The sequence below is a fragment of the Kaistella gelatinilytica genome (assembly GCF_015679325.1).
Lineage (GTDB): Bacteria > Bacteroidota > Bacteroidia > Flavobacteriales > Weeksellaceae > Kaistella > Kaistella gelatinilytica.
This window is the reverse complement of sequence record NZ_JADPVI010000003.1, coordinates 205,965-222,577: the sequence shown is the minus strand read 5'-3', so window position 1 is coordinate 222,577 and position 16,613 is coordinate 205,965. Positions and strand designations below refer to the sequence as shown.

At 35.7% G+C, this 16,613-nt stretch carries 15 protein-coding genes and 3 tRNA genes; 11 read left to right on the top strand and 7 right to left on the bottom strand.

Features of this window, described 5'->3' with window-relative positions; all coding sequences use genetic code 11:
- Window positions 1-43: 43 nt before the first annotated feature.
- The 3 genes from secA to IV494_RS11880 all read right to left on the bottom strand — a co-directional run bounded on the left by secA (window position 44) and on the right by IV494_RS11880 (window position 4,568).
- Window positions 44-3,115: a preprotein translocase subunit SecA gene (secA, locus tag IV494_RS11890; protein ID WP_196080355.1), complete on the bottom strand. Its 3,072-nt coding sequence runs from the start codon at window positions 3,113-3,115 to the stop codon at window positions 44-46.
- A gap of 105 nt (window positions 3,116-3,220) precedes the next feature.
- Window positions 3,221-3,442, bottom strand: a complete 222-nt coding sequence (locus tag IV494_RS11885; RefSeq protein WP_015807225.1) for a DUF2795 domain-containing protein — start codon at window positions 3,440-3,442, stop codon at window positions 3,221-3,223.
- Between the two features lie 97 nt (window positions 3,443-3,539).
- The gene (locus IV494_RS11880; RefSeq protein WP_196080505.1) at window positions 3,540-4,568 is read right to left on the bottom strand and encodes a GDP-mannose 4,6-dehydratase; all 1,029 of its coding nucleotides are present in this window, start codon (window positions 4,566-4,568) and stop codon (window positions 3,540-3,542) included.
- A gap of 75 nt (window positions 4,569-4,643) precedes the next feature.
- Here IV494_RS11880 and IV494_RS11875 point away from each other — a divergent pair, with 75 nt between their 5' ends.
- From IV494_RS11875 to IV494_RS11860, 4 genes are all read left to right on the top strand, one after another.
- Window positions 4,644-5,702 (top strand): DUF389 domain-containing protein, encoded by a 1,059-nt coding sequence (locus IV494_RS11875; protein ID WP_196080354.1) that lies wholly within the window; start codon window positions 4,644-4,646, stop codon window positions 5,700-5,702.
- 33 nt (window positions 5,703-5,735) lie between these two features.
- Window positions 5,736-6,530: a DUF2797 domain-containing protein gene (locus IV494_RS11870; protein ID WP_196080353.1), complete on the top strand. Its 795-nt coding sequence runs from the start codon at window positions 5,736-5,738 to the stop codon at window positions 6,528-6,530.
- Between the two features lie 118 nt (window positions 6,531-6,648).
- The gene (locus IV494_RS11865; protein WP_196080352.1) at window positions 6,649-6,933 is read left to right on the top strand and encodes a hypothetical protein; all 285 of its coding nucleotides are present in this window, start codon (window positions 6,649-6,651) and stop codon (window positions 6,931-6,933) included.
- Window positions 6,934-7,118: 185 nt separating this feature from the next.
- Window positions 7,119-9,791, top strand: a complete 2,673-nt coding sequence (locus tag IV494_RS11860; protein WP_196080351.1) for a hypothetical protein — start codon at window positions 7,119-7,121, stop codon at window positions 9,789-9,791.
- Between the two features lie 22 nt (window positions 9,792-9,813).
- Here IV494_RS11860 and IV494_RS11855 read toward each other — a convergent pair whose 3' ends face one another.
- From IV494_RS11855 to IV494_RS11840, 4 genes are all read right to left on the bottom strand, one after another.
- Window positions 9,814-10,155 (bottom strand): hypothetical protein, encoded by a 342-nt coding sequence (locus IV494_RS11855; RefSeq protein WP_196080350.1) that lies wholly within the window; start codon window positions 10,153-10,155, stop codon window positions 9,814-9,816.
- A 186-nt stretch (window positions 10,156-10,341) separates the two neighbouring features.
- Window positions 10,342-10,425: transfer RNA gene (locus IV494_RS11850), tRNA-Leu, on the bottom strand.
- Window positions 10,426-10,434: 9 nt separating this feature from the next.
- Window positions 10,435-10,507, bottom strand: a tRNA-Gly gene (locus tag IV494_RS11845).
- Between the two features lie 56 nt (window positions 10,508-10,563).
- Window positions 10,564-10,645 (bottom strand) — tRNA-Leu (locus IV494_RS11840).
- 158 nt (window positions 10,646-10,803) lie between these two features.
- Here IV494_RS11840 and IV494_RS11835 point away from each other — a divergent pair.
- The 7 genes from IV494_RS11835 to accD all read left to right on the top strand — a co-directional run bounded on the left by IV494_RS11835 (window position 10,804) and on the right by accD (window position 16,605).
- Window positions 10,804-11,181, top strand: a complete 378-nt coding sequence (locus IV494_RS11835) for a DUF3127 domain-containing protein (protein WP_196080349.1) — start codon at window positions 10,804-10,806, stop codon at window positions 11,179-11,181.
- Window positions 11,182-11,242: 61 nt separating this feature from the next.
- Window positions 11,243-11,893: a leucyl/phenylalanyl-tRNA--protein transferase gene (aat, locus tag IV494_RS11830; protein ID WP_196080348.1), complete on the top strand. Its 651-nt coding sequence runs from the start codon at window positions 11,243-11,245 to the stop codon at window positions 11,891-11,893.
- On the top strand, window positions 11,883-12,767 hold the full coding sequence (locus IV494_RS11825) for a DMT family transporter (RefSeq protein WP_196080347.1): 885 nt from the start codon (window positions 11,883-11,885) through the stop codon (window positions 12,765-12,767). The genes aat and IV494_RS11825 overlap by 11 nt, the downstream gene beginning before the upstream one ends.
- Before the next feature lie 169 nt (window positions 12,768-12,936).
- Entirely contained in the window at window positions 12,937-13,590 is a 654-nt protein-coding gene (locus IV494_RS11820; RefSeq protein WP_196080346.1) for a CBS domain-containing protein, read from the top strand.
- Window positions 13,591-13,676: 86 nt separating this feature from the next.
- The gene (locus IV494_RS11815; RefSeq protein ID WP_196080345.1) at window positions 13,677-14,543 is read left to right on the top strand and encodes an NAD kinase; all 867 of its coding nucleotides are present in this window, start codon (window positions 13,677-13,679) and stop codon (window positions 14,541-14,543) included.
- Window positions 14,544-14,613: 70 nt separating this feature from the next.
- Window positions 14,614-15,681: a class II fructose-bisphosphate aldolase gene (gene fbaA, locus IV494_RS11810; RefSeq protein WP_196080344.1), complete on the top strand. Its 1,068-nt coding sequence runs from the start codon at window positions 14,614-14,616 to the stop codon at window positions 15,679-15,681.
- A gap of 72 nt (window positions 15,682-15,753) precedes the next feature.
- Window positions 15,754-16,605 carry an acetyl-CoA carboxylase, carboxyltransferase subunit beta gene (gene accD, locus IV494_RS11805; protein ID WP_196080343.1) on the top strand — a complete coding sequence of 284 codons (852 nt, stop codon included), beginning with the start codon at window positions 15,754-15,756 and terminating at the stop codon, window positions 16,603-16,605.
- Window positions 16,606-16,613: the final 8 nt, after the last annotated feature.

Sequence of the window (16,613 nt, the reverse complement as noted above, 5' to 3'; positions counted from 1 at the left end):
CCTCAATAAAATTGAAGAAGCTTTAAGTATAATTGGTGAATTCTTACGCTGGAATTTCTCCCTTGTATAAGAATGAAATAATTTCTTTGTTGACTCTCTCAACCATTTCGCTGAAAAGGTAAAAAGATTCCTGTTTGTAAATAACCAAAGGATCTTTTTGCTCGTAAACCGCACCTTGAGATGAACGTCTTAAATCATCCATTTCCCGTAAGTGTAATTTCCAGTTTTCATCGATGATAGACAATGAAATATTTTTTTCGAAATCGGTGATCAATGAATCACATTTTGTATCGTGAGCTTCTTTCAGGTCAGTAACAATGGTCATTGTTTTAATACCATCTGTGAAAGGAACCTGAATCATTTTGAACATAGAACCCTGATTTTGGAACACGTTTTCGATGATCGGGAATGATTTTTCTTTCAGCAAATTCAACTTCATCTGGTAATCTTCTGAGGCTGCTTTGAAAAGTAAGTTCGTTAATTCCGGAACTTGTTTTGTTTTAAATTCTTCTGCAGTCACAGGCGATTCCATGGTAAAGTTTTTGATGATTTCGTATTCAAATTCTTTAAAATCACCCTGTAATTTTCCTTGCGTAACGATTGACTGCGACACATCGAAGATCATGTTTGAAATATCATATTTCAAGTGATCACCGAACAGTGCATTCTTTCTTCTTTTGTAGATTACATCACGCTGTTTGTTCATAACGTCATCATACTCCAGCAATCTTTTTCGGATACCGAAGTTATTTTCCTCAACTTTCTTCTGCGCTCTTTCGATCGATTTAGAAATCATGCCGTGTTGAATTACTTCGCCTTCCTTATGACCCATTTTGTCCATCATTTTCGCAATTCTTTCAGAACCGAAAAGACGCATTAAATTATCTTCCAAAGAAACGTAGAACTGGGAACTTCCCGGATCTCCCTGTCTTCCGGCACGACCACGCAACTGTCTGTCAACACGTCTTGAATCGTGTCTTTCAGTACCAATAATTGCCAAACCTCCGTTTTTCTTAACGTCGCCCTGCAATTTAATATCGGTTCCACGTCCCGCCATGTTTGTTGCAATCGTTACAACTCCGGGTGCACCTGCCATTGCTACGATCTCTGCTTCTCTTGCGTGAAGCTTTGCATTCAAAACATTATGCTGAATTTTTCTTAATGAAAGTGCTCTCGATAATAATTGAGAGATCTCAACTGAAGTTGTACCAACCAAAACTGGTCTTCCGACCGCTGTTAATCTTTCGATTTCTTCAATTACCGCATTATATTTTTCACGGTTGGTTTTGTACACCAAATCCTGTCTGTCATCTCTAACAATTGGTCTGTTCGTAGGAATTACCACTACGTCCAGTTTGTAAATTTCCCAAAGTTCGCCTGCTTCAGTTTCCGCCGTACCTGTCATTCCTGCCAGTTTGTTGTACATCCGGAAATAATTTTGAAGCGTTATCGTTGCAAAAGTTTGCGTAGCAGCTTCAATTTTTACATTTTCCTTAGCTTCGATCGCCTGGTGAAGTCCGTCTGAATAACGTCTTCCTTCCATTATACGTCCGGTTTGCTCATCTACGATTTTTACTTCGCCATCGATAACAACATATTCATCATCTTTCTCAAATAAAGTATATGCTTTCAACAATTGACTTAAAGTATGAACTCTTTCAGATTTCACGGCAAAGTCTCCAAATACTTTCTCTTTCGCTTCAAATTCTTCCTCTTTGGTTAAATTTTTAGCTTCGATTTCTGCAATTTCGGTACCGATATCATTCAAAACGAAGAAGTCTTTATCTTCATTTCCGGCGGACATGTATTCAACACCTTTATCGGTAAGATCAATTTGATTATTTTTTTCATCGATCACAAAATACAGGTCTTTGTCAACAATCGGCATGTCGCGGTTGTTGTCTGCCATGTATTGACCTTCTACTTTTTGAAGAAGTGCTTTGTGACCACTTTCAGAAAGATATTTAATTAGAGGTCGAGATTTTGGCAAACCTCTGTAAGCTTGTAAAAGCTTGAATCCTCCTTCTTTATTATTTCCGTTGGCAATTAATTTTTTTGCTTCATTAAAAATCCCTGAAACCGTTTTTTTCTGAATTTCAACAATTCGGTCAACGGAAGGTTTCAAAACATCAAATTCCTGACGGTCTCCTTGAGGAACGGGTCCTGAAATAATTAATGGTGTTCTCGCATCATCAACTAAAACTGAATCTACCTCATCGACGATCGCAAAGTTTAATTCTCCCTGAACCAATTCAGTTGGGGAAGTAACCATGTTATCTCTCAAATAATCGAAACCAAATTCGTTATTTGTTCCGTAAGTAATACTGGAGTTGTAGGCTTTTCTTCTTGCGTCAGAATTCGGCTGGTGCAAATCAATACAGTCGATCGTTAAACCGTGGAATTGGTATAATGGTCCCATCCAAGCCGAGTCACGTTTTGCCAGGTAATCATTTACCGTTACAACGTGAACTCCACGTCCTGGAAGTGCATTTAAATATATAGGTAAAGTTCCTACTAAAGTTTTTCCTTCCCCGGTCGCCATTTCGGCAATTTTACCATTGTGAAGTTCTACACCACCGATAAACTGAACATCATAGTGAACCATGTCCCATTTGATCGCAGTTCCTGCAGCATCCCAATGATTAACCCAAATTGCAGTATCTCCCTCGATTTTAACGAAATCTTTAGTTGAAGCAAGTTCGCGATCAAGTTCCGTCGCTGTAACGCGAATTTCTCCGTTTTCAGCAAGTCTTCTGGAAGTTTCTTTGATCAACGCAAAAGCTTCCGGAAGAATTTCCATAAGAACTTTTTCTTCAACAACGTAAGAGTCTTTTTTTAATTCTTCGATTTTGGTAAAAAGATTTTCCTTCTCATCAACATCGCTAGAATTTTTGATCTGTTCTTTGGTTTCTTCGATTTGAGCAGTGATATTTGCCGTGGCAGCTTTTAATTTTTCTTTAAATTCTGCGGTCTTATCCCTCAAGCCATCATCCGAAAGTTCTTTAATAGCTGGTTCAACAGCTTTTATTTTACTTACTATTTTTTTTACTTCCTTCAGGTCGGTCACACTTTTATCACCCAAGAACCCTTTAAGAACTTTATCTATAAAACCCATATTGTTTACTTTCGGCTCTTTGCGCAAAGCATTAAGCCATTAAAATTTTAAAATTTTTCTAAAATATAAAAGCCAATCGTCTTTGGAGACAACCGGCAGTTTTTTCTAATATTCATCCTCATTCCAGAGGAAATCATCGTCGGTCGGATAATCGCTCCAAACTTCTTCGATAGACTCATAAATTTCTCCTTCATCTTCGATTGCCTGAAGATTTTCAACAACTTCCATTGGTGCACCTGTTCTAATTGCATAATCAATAAGTTCCGCCTTCGTCATAGGCCAAGGTGCGTCACTTAAATAAGAAGCTAATTCTAATGTCCAATACATATAATATAATTTTTTGCAAAAGTATAAAATTAGGCGACATAAAAAAGGTTTTTGTCGCTGATTTTCAATAAACTTTGATTTTTTACTGCTAATTTTTTCAAGAACCATTTTTCAAAAACCATTCCACAAACTTTTTTATGCCATTTTGGAAGTGAGTCGTTGGGTGATAGCCAATTAATGCCCTCGCTTTCGTGATGTTAGCACTGGTTTTTTGCACATCTCCCGGTTGTAATGGCAGCTTCATTTTGGCGGCTTTTTTATCTAAATTTTCTTCGAGGGTTGAAAGCATTTGATTTAAACTGATGACTTCACTTTCTCCCAGATTAATTATTTCGTAAACGGTTTGGTGCGTCTCTAAGTAGTGAATCGATTTTAAAACACCATCGATAATATCATCAATATACGTATAATCCCTTGCTGTTGAACCATCGCCATAAAAAGGAATTTCTTTATTGGAATTAATTAATTTGGTGAACTTATAAATGGCCAGATCAGGTCTTTGTCTAGGTCCATAAACCGTGAAAAACCTCAGATGAATCATGTCAATGCCATATAAATGGTGGTAAACGTGACCAAGAATCTCCGTACTTTTCTTCGTTGCTGCGTAAGGGGAAATCGGTTCATCAACTGAATCTTCTTCAGAAAAGGGAATCTTCTTGTTATTGCCGTAGACACTTGAACTTGAAGCATTCACAAATTTATTGATCTGAAATTCTCTGCACAATTCCCAAAGATTCAAAGTTCCTTTAATGTTGACTTCCTGATAATCCATCGGTCTTTCAATAGAAGGACGAACTCCGGCCAAAGCTGCTAAATGAATGATAACGTCAACCTTATGTTTTGCGAAAATTTTTTTTAAACCTTCTTTATCCCGGATATCCTGGTAATAAAGCTGATAATTTTTTGATGTAGTTTCGAAAATGAGTTTTTGAATGTCTAATTCCTTTTCATGACAAGAAAACTCCAGTGTTTTATTTACAGATTCTAAAGTATTTTTAATTTTTATCCTGTAATCATAGAAATCATCAAAGCTGTCAATGTTAATGACAGAATGTCCATTTTTTAACAGATGTTGCACCAAGTGAGACCCGATAAATCCGCTTCCTCCCGTAATTAAATAGTTCATCATCGTTTTTTCTAAAGACAAATTTATTAATAATAGTTGAATGGTGTTTTCTTACTTTTGTTTAAAATAAAATTAATGATCGATTTTCGGAAACTTTTAATTTTACCAAGAGAGGAAGACGAAGAAACTACTTTTTCAGAAATACAGGAAGGTATTTTTTTTCGAGGTCATAATTTGTGGCTTCTGGTAATTTCGATGGGTATTGCTTGTGTTGGTTTAAATACGAACAGTTCGGCGGCGGTCATCGGTGCAATGCTTATTTCGCCTTTGATGGGGCCAATTGTAGGCGCTGCATTCGGTTTGTCGATCGGCAACCGACATTTGATCCGATTGGGAATTGTTAACTGGATCTTAATGATTATTGTCGCAATATTTTCTTCTACGATGTATTTTCTTATTTCACCTTTTCATGCTGAAACCGCACAACTGGAAAGTTTTAAGACCGCCACAATTTTCGATTGCTTTCTCGCTATTCTCGGCGGATTCGCCTGGTTTCTGGGAATTGTGAGAAAAGAAGCGATTAAAGTAATTGCAGGTGTAGCCGTTTCTACTGCCTGTATTCCGCCACTTTGTACTGCCGGTTTCGGTCTTGCAAATGGAAATTGGGATTATTTTTGGGGTGGTTTTTATTATTACCTTATCAATTGTTTTTTCATTGGTGTAGGAACTTTTATTCTCAGTATTATTTTGGGTTATCAAAAGTTTTACCTTAAAAAAAATAAAGTCAGAAACCTGAGAACTTATTTGTTGATCAGTTTAATTTCTATAGTTATACTTTTTCCCAGTGTATTGCTTACCAAAAAGAAATGGAACCTTGAAAAATTGAAAGAAAGATCAGATAATTATATTAAAAATATCAAAGCAAAGCATCCGGAACTCGCCATCATTAACTATGAAGCATTTCAGGATAAGGGGGAAAATTTTTTAAAAGTAACAGTGCTCAATGACAGCATCACGCTCAGCAAAAAAACATTAAATGATCATGATAATATGGTGAGAGATATTCATTTGATCTGGCGATATTCCCCACGACAGGAAAATAATCAAAATCCGGAGGTTAAGAATCTTCAGACGCAGATTTCTGCCTTGCAGGAAGCGATCGAACAATTAAAATCTCAAAATAATATTAACTGATCTTAAAATTTTATATTTACAAAAAGTACCATTATGCAGTTTCAAGGACAAATATTAAAAATGATCACGCAAAACGCGAAACCTATACAATATCACCTCAACCTATCCAATGATCTGATCAACATGAATCAGTTAATTGGAAAAAAAATCAAATTTAAACATATTGGTTACGAATGTGTTCACTGTGGAAACGATGAGAAAATTTACAGAATGGGATTTTGTAAAAAGTGTTTTTTCGAAAGTCCGTATGCGAGTGAAACTATAATTCGCCCAGAACTTTCTACTGCACATCTCGGAATTGGTGAACGAAATCTGGCGGTAGAAGAATCCATTCAACTTGCGCCCCATATCGTGTATCTTGCTTACACGGGAGATGTGAAAGTGGGCGTTACGCGCGAATCTCAAATCCCGACGCGCTGGATCGATCAGGGAGCAACTTTCGCACTTCCGATCGCAAAGACAAAAAATCGGTATGAAGCCGGAATGATAGAAGTCGCCATGAAAGAACATCTAGCCGATAAAACCAACTGGAGAAAAATGCTGGAAGATGACTACGAAGACGATTTAGATCTGGCTGATTTCCGGGAGAAAGTGAAAGATTATTTCCCCGAAGATTTTAAAAACTTTTATTCCATGGAAGAAGAAATGTGCAGGTTAGATTATCCGTACGAAGCTCCGGAAAAAATCAATTCGTTTACGTTAGATAAAAAACCAGAATTTGAAGGAGTCTTGAGAGGGATCAAAGGTCAGTATCTTTCTTTCGAGGGTGGTGATTTTATCAATATTCGCGGACATGAAGGTTACGTGATCGAGATGCAGATCGAGTAAAATTTCTTTTTCTAAAATCAACTTTTTTTTTTAAGTAGTTCATTCTCTATTATTTAAAGCATAAAAGTTTGACAGAAAATTTTGTAATATTGTAAACATAAATCAAAAAACCCAGACTATGAAAACAAAGGTAATTCAGTATTCGTTGGCGATCGCAGGTGTTTTTTTTATTGCAAATTCCTGTAGTAAAAAAGAAACGGAAACTACAAAAAATGATAATGCCGCAGTTATTGCCGCACCTTCAGATCCATTAATTGTAGATGATTCTACTATTCTTAGCGATGATTCTGCAACGGTGAAAACTGCAGTTGGAGTTCAGGATGAGGAAAAGAATGCCATCAAGGACGAAAAATCCGAGGCAGAAAAATTAAAAGCAGACAAGGAGAAAGAAGCTAAGAAGTAACTTTTTTCCTTTACTCATTGATAAACATCCTTTTGTGGGATGTTTTTTTTATATTTGATTGTGAAGCTTTAAAAATTATTCGCTGCAAATTATTTGAAATAATCGTTTAAAATTCCTAAAAAACACAAATTTTCGATCCAAAAATCCATTGTATTTAATGGCACAAAATTTTTATACTGTTTAGAATGAAAAGAAAATCTATCCGCATTTTTTCGATTATCGCAGGAATTATATTCCTCCTTTTCCTTCTTGTAAATTTTGGTTTAAATTTCTGGCTCAAAAATAACCTGCCGAATTACATCAGGAATAATTCTGAGTATTTGGTTACTTATAAAACGCTCAACGTCGACTTAGGAACCGGAAACATATTTTCTACAGGAATCACCATCAATAATAAAAATCCAGACCGTACTGATAAAATTGGTTTGCAGGGAACTGTTGATACACTTTATATTGCGCGATTAGGGCTTTACGATATTATTGTGAACAAAAGAATAAATACTTCTGATCTAAAACTTTCAAATCCAAATCTCAATATTATTCTCCCAAATCCCGCAAACAAAAAAGGGGCGAAGAAAAAAAATGAGATCTCGGTCAAAAATATCACCATTAATAGAGGAGAATTTCAAGTTTTTAAATCGACGAAACAAAAAGTTTTCTCGGTCAATGATTTAAACTTAAAGGTCGAAAATCTGCAAATGAATAAGGAGTCTGTGGAGAATAAACTTCCATTTACTTTTGATAAGTATCAGATCAACGGAAAAAATTTATATTTCCGTACTGACAATATTTACGCTTTTACCACAAAATATATTACTACGAAAGAAGGGCAGATCAGCGTTAAAGATTTGGCAGTGATCCCTTTGCTTTCCTATCAAAATTTTAGAAGATTTTATCCTAAAAAAAGAAATTTGTTCGACTTTAGATCTTCAGAACTGGAATTTAAGGATATCAAATTTAAAGATGACAAGATCACGCTGACCAGGGTCCGGTTTGAAAATCCAGATCTGAAAATGTTTACGACCAATGTTAAGCCTGCAGAAAAGCAAAAGAGTTTCAAGTACGATGTAAATTTAGAAGATGTTATTTTTAATAATGCCAAAATAAATATCGTCAATCCTAATGGATCGCCTTTGTTCTCAGCCGGAAATCTGACCATGAACATCAACAAATTCTTGATGAATGAGGAAACGGCAAAAGGGAATATTCCTTTTCAGTACAACAATTTTAAACTCAATGGGAAGCAGATCAATTACGTCACTAATACTCAAAATGTACATGTAGCGGCGGTTTCTATCTCTCCAAAGTTGGCTGATTTAAAAAATATTTCTGTAAAACCAACTGTTTCAGTTTCAGACAAAACATTGCTCGATCTTACCGCTCAAAATATTAATTTAAAAATTAATGAATGGAATTTTTTAAATAATAAACTGAATTTAAAGGTTGACAATATTTTAGTCAATGAACTGAACGGAAAAATTGTTGGAGCGGAAAATCCAAAAAAAAGAAAACCAGCTTTTGAGGGAATTGCTTTTCCTTTGATTATTAAAAATGTGAGTTTAAAAAATTCTAATCTGGTCTATGAGAAAGGAAAACAGCCTTTACTATTAAAAGATCTGAACGCAAATATTCAGAATATCGAACTGAATGAAACGACCATTAAAGAGAAAATTCCTTTCAAGATCGGATTTTATAGTTTGTCGACGCGCAATTTTAATTATGACACAAAATTCTATCATTTATCTGCTTCTTTATTAAAAGTAAATAAAAATACGGTGCAGATTTCAAAATTTGCGATGATCCCAAAATTTTCCAGAGCTCAGTTTATTAGGATGATCCCAACTGAAAAAGATCTGTATGATATTAAGGTCAATCAAATTTCAATGAATGGTAATTGGGATTTTATTTCTGCTAATAAATTTTTAAATGCATCAAGTGTCGTTCTGGATCAGGTTAATGCAGACATTTTCCGAAGTAAAATTCCGAAAGATGATCCTGCTGTTAAGCCGATGTATTCTGAACTTTTGCGTTCGATCAAATTCCCAATGGTAGTAGAAGATTTAATTTTGAAAAATTCTCTGTTGGTATATGAAGAAGATACGAAGAAAAGCGAGGGTCCAGGCAAACTTATTTTTTCTAATTTCAATCTGACCGCGAAAAATCTTAATTCTGGGAAAACGAAAGGTAGATCTACCAAAATCCCCATTACAATACGGACTAACTTGATGGACGCTTCACCTTTGAAAATTAACTGGAATATTGACACCGGAAGTTTAAGCGATGCTTTCACTATCTCTGGAAATGTTTCGGATTTGCCGGCTTCCAGAATTAATCCGTTCACAGAACCTTATCTGAAAGTTACGGCAACAGGAAAAATTTCTGATTTGATTTTCGATTTCAAAGGAAATAAGTTGGGTTTAAATGGAGTTTTGAAAATGAAACATGAAAACTTAAAAGTTTCTATTTTAAAAGAAGGCGGAGAAAAAAACAAAGTACTTTCTGCAATCGCAAATGTTTTTGTAAAAACGGATTCGGGAAATTATCCAGAATCTGTAATGGTAGAATATGTGAAGCGCGATAATACCAAATCTTTTTTCAATCTTTTGTGGCGTGGAATGGAGCAAGGTCTAAAGAAAACGCTGCTCGGAATAAATGCTCCGAAAGTGGAAGAAACCATTAAGAAAACTGTTGATAACACCAAAACTGCTTTAAAGGAAAATAAAAAAGATCTGAAAGAAACCAAAGTCGAAGTAAAGGAAAAAGTGGAGGTCCTAAAAGAAAAAGTTGAGGAAACCAAAGAGAAAGTAAAGGAGAAAGGAATTTTTAAGAAAATATTCAAAAAAAAATCCGACTCGTAATTAAACGGGTCGGATCATATATTTAGTCAAAGTCATATTCGGGATTTTCCTCAACAGGAACTTTTCTCAGGAAATTATCAAATTCTTCACCGCTGTGATTGCTTTCTGCGCCGTACGAATCAAGTATGGTTGAAAGTTCACCTTCTTTATCCTCTAATAAATAAAGAACAGCATTATCGTCCGGATTGCTGTCTCCTTCGAAACGGTAAGATTTTACAATGCGAAGATCTTCAGCTTGATAGATTTTCTCGTTGTCGCCCAAGATCATTTGATTTTGATCGTTCATGCAGATCTCTTTCGTAATACCTCTTTTGATCAGAATATTAAGAACTTGAGAAAGTGTTTTTAAGTTGTGATTGCCCATGATGTTTTATTTAATGATCTAAAGTATCAAATAAAGTACCACGAAAACAAGTGGAAACGTAAACATTACATTTCAAAGTCTGTATTAGACTTCGTAAACATTTAATTTTCATTAATTTAAAAATGTAAATGCAGAGAATATTAAACAAAAAAACGCTGCTAATCAAATGATTAACAGCGTTTAAAGTACCTCGGACGGGACTTGAACCCGTACATCCTTACGGACACAGGATTTTAAGTCCTGCGTGTCTACCAATTCCACCACCAAGGCAAAGTGGAGAGCGAAAAACGGGATTCGAACCCGCGACCCCGACCTTGGCAAGGTCGTGCTCTACCAGCTGAGCTATTTTCGCATAGCTAATTTTCTAAAAATTTATTAAAAAATTCTAAAAAACATTTCAAAAAATTGTGCGGATGAAGGGACTCGAACCCCCACGCCGTGAAGCACCAGATCCTAAGTCTGGCATGGCTACCAATTACATCACATCCGCAAATGAACTCCTTTCTTTTTTTTGTGAGTGCAAATATAAATACTTTTTCCCTTTTAACCCAACAAAATTCAATATTTTTTATTTTTTTCAAAATTTTAAATCTCCGGCTTCTTTATCTCTTCTTAATTTCTTACTTTTACACCTTTATATAATCAATTATGGAATTACAAGGAATAGTAAAAAAATTAGGTGAAGTTCAAACTTTTCCGAGCGGTTTTCAGAAAAGAGAAATGGTTGTTGTGACCGAAGAACAATATCCACAACCTATTAGTATTGAGTTTCTTAAAGAGAAAGGAGATCTGCTCAATCAATTAAAGGAAGGTGATAAAGTAAAAGTTTCCATCAATATCGGAGGTAGAGAATGGACTTCTCCACAAGGTGATGTGAAATATTTTAATTCGATCACAGGTTGGAAAGTAGAGAAAGTAGATTCAAATGATTTCAATGAGCCTACTTCTGCAAAACCGGCAGAATCGCAAACTTCTGCTTCTAAAACAGATGTATTTGCTGAAGAAGATGACGATTTACCTTTCTAGTCTTTTAAATTAAAAATAAATAAGAATCCTGCTTTCCAAAGAGCAGGATTTCATTTTAAAAATGGTTTTACTCGATCCTCAGATCATTTCTTTTCCAGATCCGGCATCAACTGATTCGGAAAGTGGTGTATTGGCAATCGGAGGCGATTTATCCTCAGAGAGAATTCATTTTGCATATCAATTAGGACTTTTTCCCTGGTTTAATCCTGGCGAAGAAATTTTATGGTGGTGTCCCGATCCTCGTTTTATACTTTTTCCTGATGATTTAAAAGTTTCCAAATCGATGAAAAAGATCTTGCGGGATGAGGTTTTCACTTTTACTGAAAATAAATGTTTTCGGGAAGTGATGCAGGAATGTCAAAATACCTTCAGAATAGATCAGGATGGAACCTGGATCTCCGATGAACTCATCGATTCGTTTGTTGAACTTCATGAATTGGATATCGCAAAAAGCATCGAAGTTTGGCAAAATGAAGAACTGGTTGGCGGATTTTATGGAATTCAGACCGGTAAAGTTTTTTGTGGCGAAAGTATGTTCGCGAAAGTAAGCAATGCTTCGAAAGCCGGATTTATCCATTTTATTCAAAAAAACAGAGAAAATATAGAGTTAATTGACTGTCAGATTCATTCCGAACATTTGGAAAGTCTTGGTGCGACGATGATTTCTAAAAGTGAGTACTTAACAATTTTAAAAAGAAATAATGAATCCTGAAAAAGAAAGATGGGTTTTACTGGTCGTACTTTCCATCATTTGGGGTTCGTCATTTATTCTGATCAAAAAATCGCTGGAACATTTTAATCCTTATGAAGTCGGTGCATTGCGCGTTTTGATCGCCGGAATTCTTTTGCTTCCGATCGCACTTTTAAATATTAAAAAATTCCCACGAAAACATTTGAAATGGTTGATCATAGCTGCTTTAACCGGAAATTTTATTCCAATGTTTCTTTTTCCGATTGCTGAAATGCAGATCAGCAGCAGTATTGCGGGAATTGTAAATTCGATGATGCCCATTTTCGTAATTATCGTCGGTTCACTTTTCTGGAAATTTTCAACGACGAAAAGACAGTTGGTGGGTGTTGCAATTAGTTTTTCGGGAGCCTGTATTCTAGCTTTGTCAGGTGGAGAAAGTGGGGAACTAAAACTGATTCCTATCGTTTTATTATTGGTAGCAACTTTGTGTTACGCGATTTCTACAACGACAGTAAAATCAAAACTTCATGAGATTCCTGCAAAAATTCTTTCTGCCTTTGTTTTTTCCTTTGTACTTATTTTGCCATCCTTAATTTCCTTGGTTTTTTCCGGATTTTTTACAAAGCTCGAACTTAGCAAAGATTTATTTATCGGTTTAGGTTTCGTGAGTTTGCTTTCGATTTTTGGTACCGGTTTGGCGATGATGCTCAACTATCGCCTTCTGAATATTTCAACACCCTTGTTTGCTTCTACAGTTACCTTATTAATGCCTGTTGTTGCGGTTATTTGGGGGATTTTAGATGGAGAGAAATTAACTTTAATGCAGGGTTTCGGTGGTCTTGTTATTTTGGCTGGATTAATATTCCTTCGCGCAAAACCATTAGTTACAAAATAAAAAACTGCAACGCCCGAAAGCATCGCAGTTTGAAATAAATCTAATAAAAAGTAAAAATGAAAGGCGACAAAGATATATTTTGTTTTATTACGATGCAAATTATTTTTTAATAATTTTAAAATATTTTAAAAACTGCTCAACCTTTTTAATATTTCCCTAAATTAGCGTCATGTTTATCAAAGATTACATCTCAAAAGACTATCCAGCTTTTAATTCCAGTGACCGAATCGAGGATGCAAATGAATTCGCGAAAGAGTTTGGTTATTCCCATGTTTTTGTAAAAAAGAAGGGCATTTATCAGGGTGCGATCAGCCAGTCTTTTTTAGAAGAAAGTCCGGAAGGTAATCTGGGAAGTTTGGCCGTTCATTTTGACAAATTCGCGATCTTAGATGATGGTAATTTATTAGATTCCATCAATCTTTTCCATACTTTTAACGCAAACGTAATCCCGGTGATTTCCCGACGCGAAAAATATATGGGTTATCTTTCCTGCGACGATATTTTTAATGAGTTTTCGAAATACCCTCTTTTTTCTGAAAATGGAGCGGTAATGATCATTCAGACCAATGATATGCGGTATTCTTTTACCGAAGTCTGTAAAATTGTAGAGTCTAATAATGGCAAGATTTACGGATGTTTTGTAAATCAGATCGGCGAAGATTTCATTCAGATCACGCTGAAAATTAGCAGTGAGAATCTCAGTTCTATTGATGAAACTTTTGAGAGATATGGTTACAACGTCGTTCATAAATACTACGATGACGAAAAAGAAGAATTGATGAAAGACCGTTTCGGATTTTTTCAAAAATATCTGGAATTTTAAATAATGAAACACGATAACACTTTGTTGAAAAAAAATAAAAATCTGTTGGTGTTCCATCTGACCAATGAAAAAATACGAATAGCCGGATGAAAGCAGCGATATATTCTCAAAAAAATGATTTAGATACTTTTCTGTATTTAAGCAAATTTGTATCTGAACTTGAAAAGCGGGGAGTTCAGGCTATTCTATATGCAGAAATGGCAAGTTTGATGCAGTTTTCAAAAGATTTCAAAACTTTTTCAGGAAAAGAAGATCTGAAAGAAATGAAGGTAGATTTCTTTTTTACGTTTGGTGGCGATGGAACGATCGTTAATTCACTTCTCTTTGTACAGGATCTGGAAATACCAGTTGTAGGGGTAAACACCGGTCGTCTTGGATTTTTGGCAAGTTTTACAAAAGATGGAATTTTTCTAGAACTCAACGATATTATTAAAGGAGAAGTTAAAATCAGCAGAAGATCGGTGATTGAAATTGTATCGCCGAAAAATCCCGGCTTTTTTCCTTATGCGTTGAATGATATTACGATTTCCCGCAAGGAAACTACGGCAATGATTACCGTAGAATCTTATATCAACGACGAATTTCTTAATATTTTCTGGGGCGATGGTGTAATTATTTCTACGCCAACTGGTTCTACGGCTTATTCGTTGAGTTGTGGCGGACCAATTATCACGCCCGCCAATCATAATTTTGTCATAACGCCAATCGCACCACACAATTTGAATGTTCGGCCTCTCATCGTAAATGATGATGTTGAGATTCGTTTAAAAGTCGAAAGTCGTGTTCCCCAATATTCTTTGTCGCTAGATTCGAGACTCATCAATATGGAAACCGATGTGGAAATAGTTTTGCGAAAAGCGAGCTTTCAAATCTTGCTAATTCATCCTAATAATCTAAGCTTTTACGAAACAATCCGTCAGAAACTGCTGTGGGGAAAAGACAAAAGAAACTAATGTTTATTGCATAAAATTCTTAACTTTACATTTCTAAAATTCTTGTTAAAAATCTATTAAAAAATAAATTATGAGCAGACTTTTTCCGGCAGGTGTTGCCACTGGTAAATTGGTTACCGACATTTTTAATCATGCGAAAGAAAATAATTTTGCACTTCCTGCAGTTAATGTAATTGGATCAAGCAATGTAAATGCAGTACTGGAAACTGCGGCAAAATTAAATTCTCCCGTGATCATTCAATTTTCTAATGGAGGCGCAGCTTTCAACGCAGGAAAAGGTTTAAGTAATGACGACCAAAAAGCCGCAATCTTAGGCGCAGTTGCAGGAGCGAAACATATTCATACTTTGGCAGAAGCTTATGGTGCAACGGTAATTTTACATACCGATCACTGTGCTAAAAAATTATTGCCATGGATCGATGGTTTAATGGATGCGAACGAAGAATTTTTTGCACAGACAGGAAAATCGTTATATTCCTCTCATATGCTCGATTTATCGGAAGAACCTCTCGAAGAAAATCTGGATATTTCCTGTAAATATTTCGAAAGAATGGCGAAAATGGGCATGACTTTAGAAATCGAATTGGGTGTTACAGGTGGTGAAGAAGATGGTGTTGATAATTCTGATGTTGATTCATCCAAATTATATACGCAGCCCGATGAGGTTGCTTACGCTTACGAAAGATTAAACGCTATTTCTCCAAACTTCACAATTGCTGCAGCTTTCGGAAATGTTCATGGTGTTTACAAACCTGGAAATGTGAAATTGACGCCGAAAATTTTAGATAATTCTCAGAAATATGTTCAGGAGAAATTCGGAACAGGTGACAAGCCGGTAAATTTCGTATTCCACGGTGGATCTGGTTCTTCAGTTGAAGAAATTAGAGAAGCGGTAAGTTACGGAGCGATCAAAATGAATATCGATACTGATCTTCAATTTGCTTACACAGAAGGAATTAGAGATTATATGGTCAGTAAATTAGACTATCTAAAAACTCAGGTTGGGAATCCTGATGGTGACGATAAACCGAATAAAAAATTCTACGATCCAAGAGTTTGGGTAAGAAAAGGTGAAGAGACTTTCTCTAAAAGATTAGAGGAAGCTTTTGAAGACCTTAATAATGTTAATACACTTTAATTTAGAAATTATAATTAAGGGCAGTTTGCTTTTAATAGAAGATCTAAAATTTAAAACCTAAAATTTATTTCAATGGCATTCGACTGGTTTAAAAGAAAAACACAGAATATAACCACTTCTACGGAGGATAAAAAAGATGTACCGAAAGGACTTTGGCATCAAACTCCGACGGGAAAAGTTATTGAGCACGAAGAACTGAAAGCCAATAATTACGTTTCTCCGGAAGACGGTTTTCACGTGAGAATCGGTAGTCGTGAATTCTTTTCGATTCTTTTCGATGAGAACAAATATACCGAGCTCGACGCTGATGTGGAAAGTGTGGATATGTTGAGTTTTAAAGATACCAAGTCTTACACCGACCGTTTGAAGGAAGTGAAAGCGAAAACGAAGTTGACCGATTCGATCAGAAATGCAGTAGGAACCGTAAACGGAACCGAAATGGTAATTTCCTGTATGGATTTTAGTTTTATCGGTGGATCTTTAGGATCTGTGATGGGCGAAAAAATTCGCAGAGCCGTTGATTATTGTATCAAACATAGACTTCCGTATATGATCATCTGTCAGTCGGGTGGAGCGAGAATGCAGGAAGCAACTTATTCATTGATGCAGTTGGCAAAAGTACAGTCAAAATTGGCGCAACTTTCAGAAGCAGGACTTTTGTATATCGCTTATTTGTGTGATCCAACTTTTGGTGGAATTACCGCTTCATTTGCAATGACTGCAGATATTATCGTGGCTGAACCGGGAGCTTTAATTGGTTTCGCGGGTCCAAGAGTTATTCGTGAAACAATCGGTAAAGATTTACCGGAAGGTTTCCAAACTTCAGAATTCTTGCAGGAGAAAGGTTTTGTAGATTTTATTGTAAAAAGAACTGAAATTAAAGACAAAATTTCTAAAACAGTGAATCTTTTGGTTCATTCTTAGAAAAACAT

Coding starts and splice junctions, on each gene's coding strand:
- secA (WP_196080355.1), bottom strand. CDS start 3,115: ATGGGTTTTATAGATAAAGTTCTTAAAGGGTTCTTGGGTGATAAAAGT.
- IV494_RS11885 (WP_015807225.1), bottom strand. CDS start 3,442: ATGTATTGGACATTAGAATTAGCTTCTTATTTAAGTGACGCACCTTGG.
- IV494_RS11880 (WP_196080505.1), bottom strand. CDS start 4,568: ATGAACTATTTAATTACGGGAGGAAGCGGATTTATCGGGTCTCACTTG.
- IV494_RS11875 (WP_196080354.1), top strand. CDS start 4,644: ATGATCGATTTTCGGAAACTTTTAATTTTACCAAGAGAGGAAGACGAA.
- IV494_RS11870 (WP_196080353.1), top strand. CDS start 5,736: ATGCAGTTTCAAGGACAAATATTAAAAATGATCACGCAAAACGCGAAA.
- IV494_RS11865 (WP_196080352.1), top strand. CDS start 6,649: ATGAAAACAAAGGTAATTCAGTATTCGTTGGCGATCGCAGGTGTTTTT.
- IV494_RS11860 (WP_196080351.1), top strand. CDS start 7,119: ATGAAAAGAAAATCTATCCGCATTTTTTCGATTATCGCAGGAATTATA.
- IV494_RS11855 (WP_196080350.1), bottom strand. CDS start 10,155: ATGGGCAATCACAACTTAAAAACACTTTCTCAAGTTCTTAATATTCTG.
- IV494_RS11835 (WP_196080349.1), top strand. CDS start 10,804: ATGGAATTACAAGGAATAGTAAAAAAATTAGGTGAAGTTCAAACTTTT.
- aat (WP_196080348.1), top strand. CDS start 11,243: ATGGTTTTACTCGATCCTCAGATCATTTCTTTTCCAGATCCGGCATCA.
- IV494_RS11825 (WP_196080347.1), top strand. CDS start 11,883: ATGAATCCTGAAAAAGAAAGATGGGTTTTACTGGTCGTACTTTCCATC.
- IV494_RS11820 (WP_196080346.1), top strand. CDS start 12,937: ATGTTTATCAAAGATTACATCTCAAAAGACTATCCAGCTTTTAATTCC.
- IV494_RS11815 (WP_196080345.1), top strand. CDS start 13,677: ATGAAAGCAGCGATATATTCTCAAAAAAATGATTTAGATACTTTTCTG.
- fbaA (WP_196080344.1), top strand. CDS start 14,614: ATGAGCAGACTTTTTCCGGCAGGTGTTGCCACTGGTAAATTGGTTACC.
- accD (WP_196080343.1), top strand. CDS start 15,754: ATGGCATTCGACTGGTTTAAAAGAAAAACACAGAATATAACCACTTCT.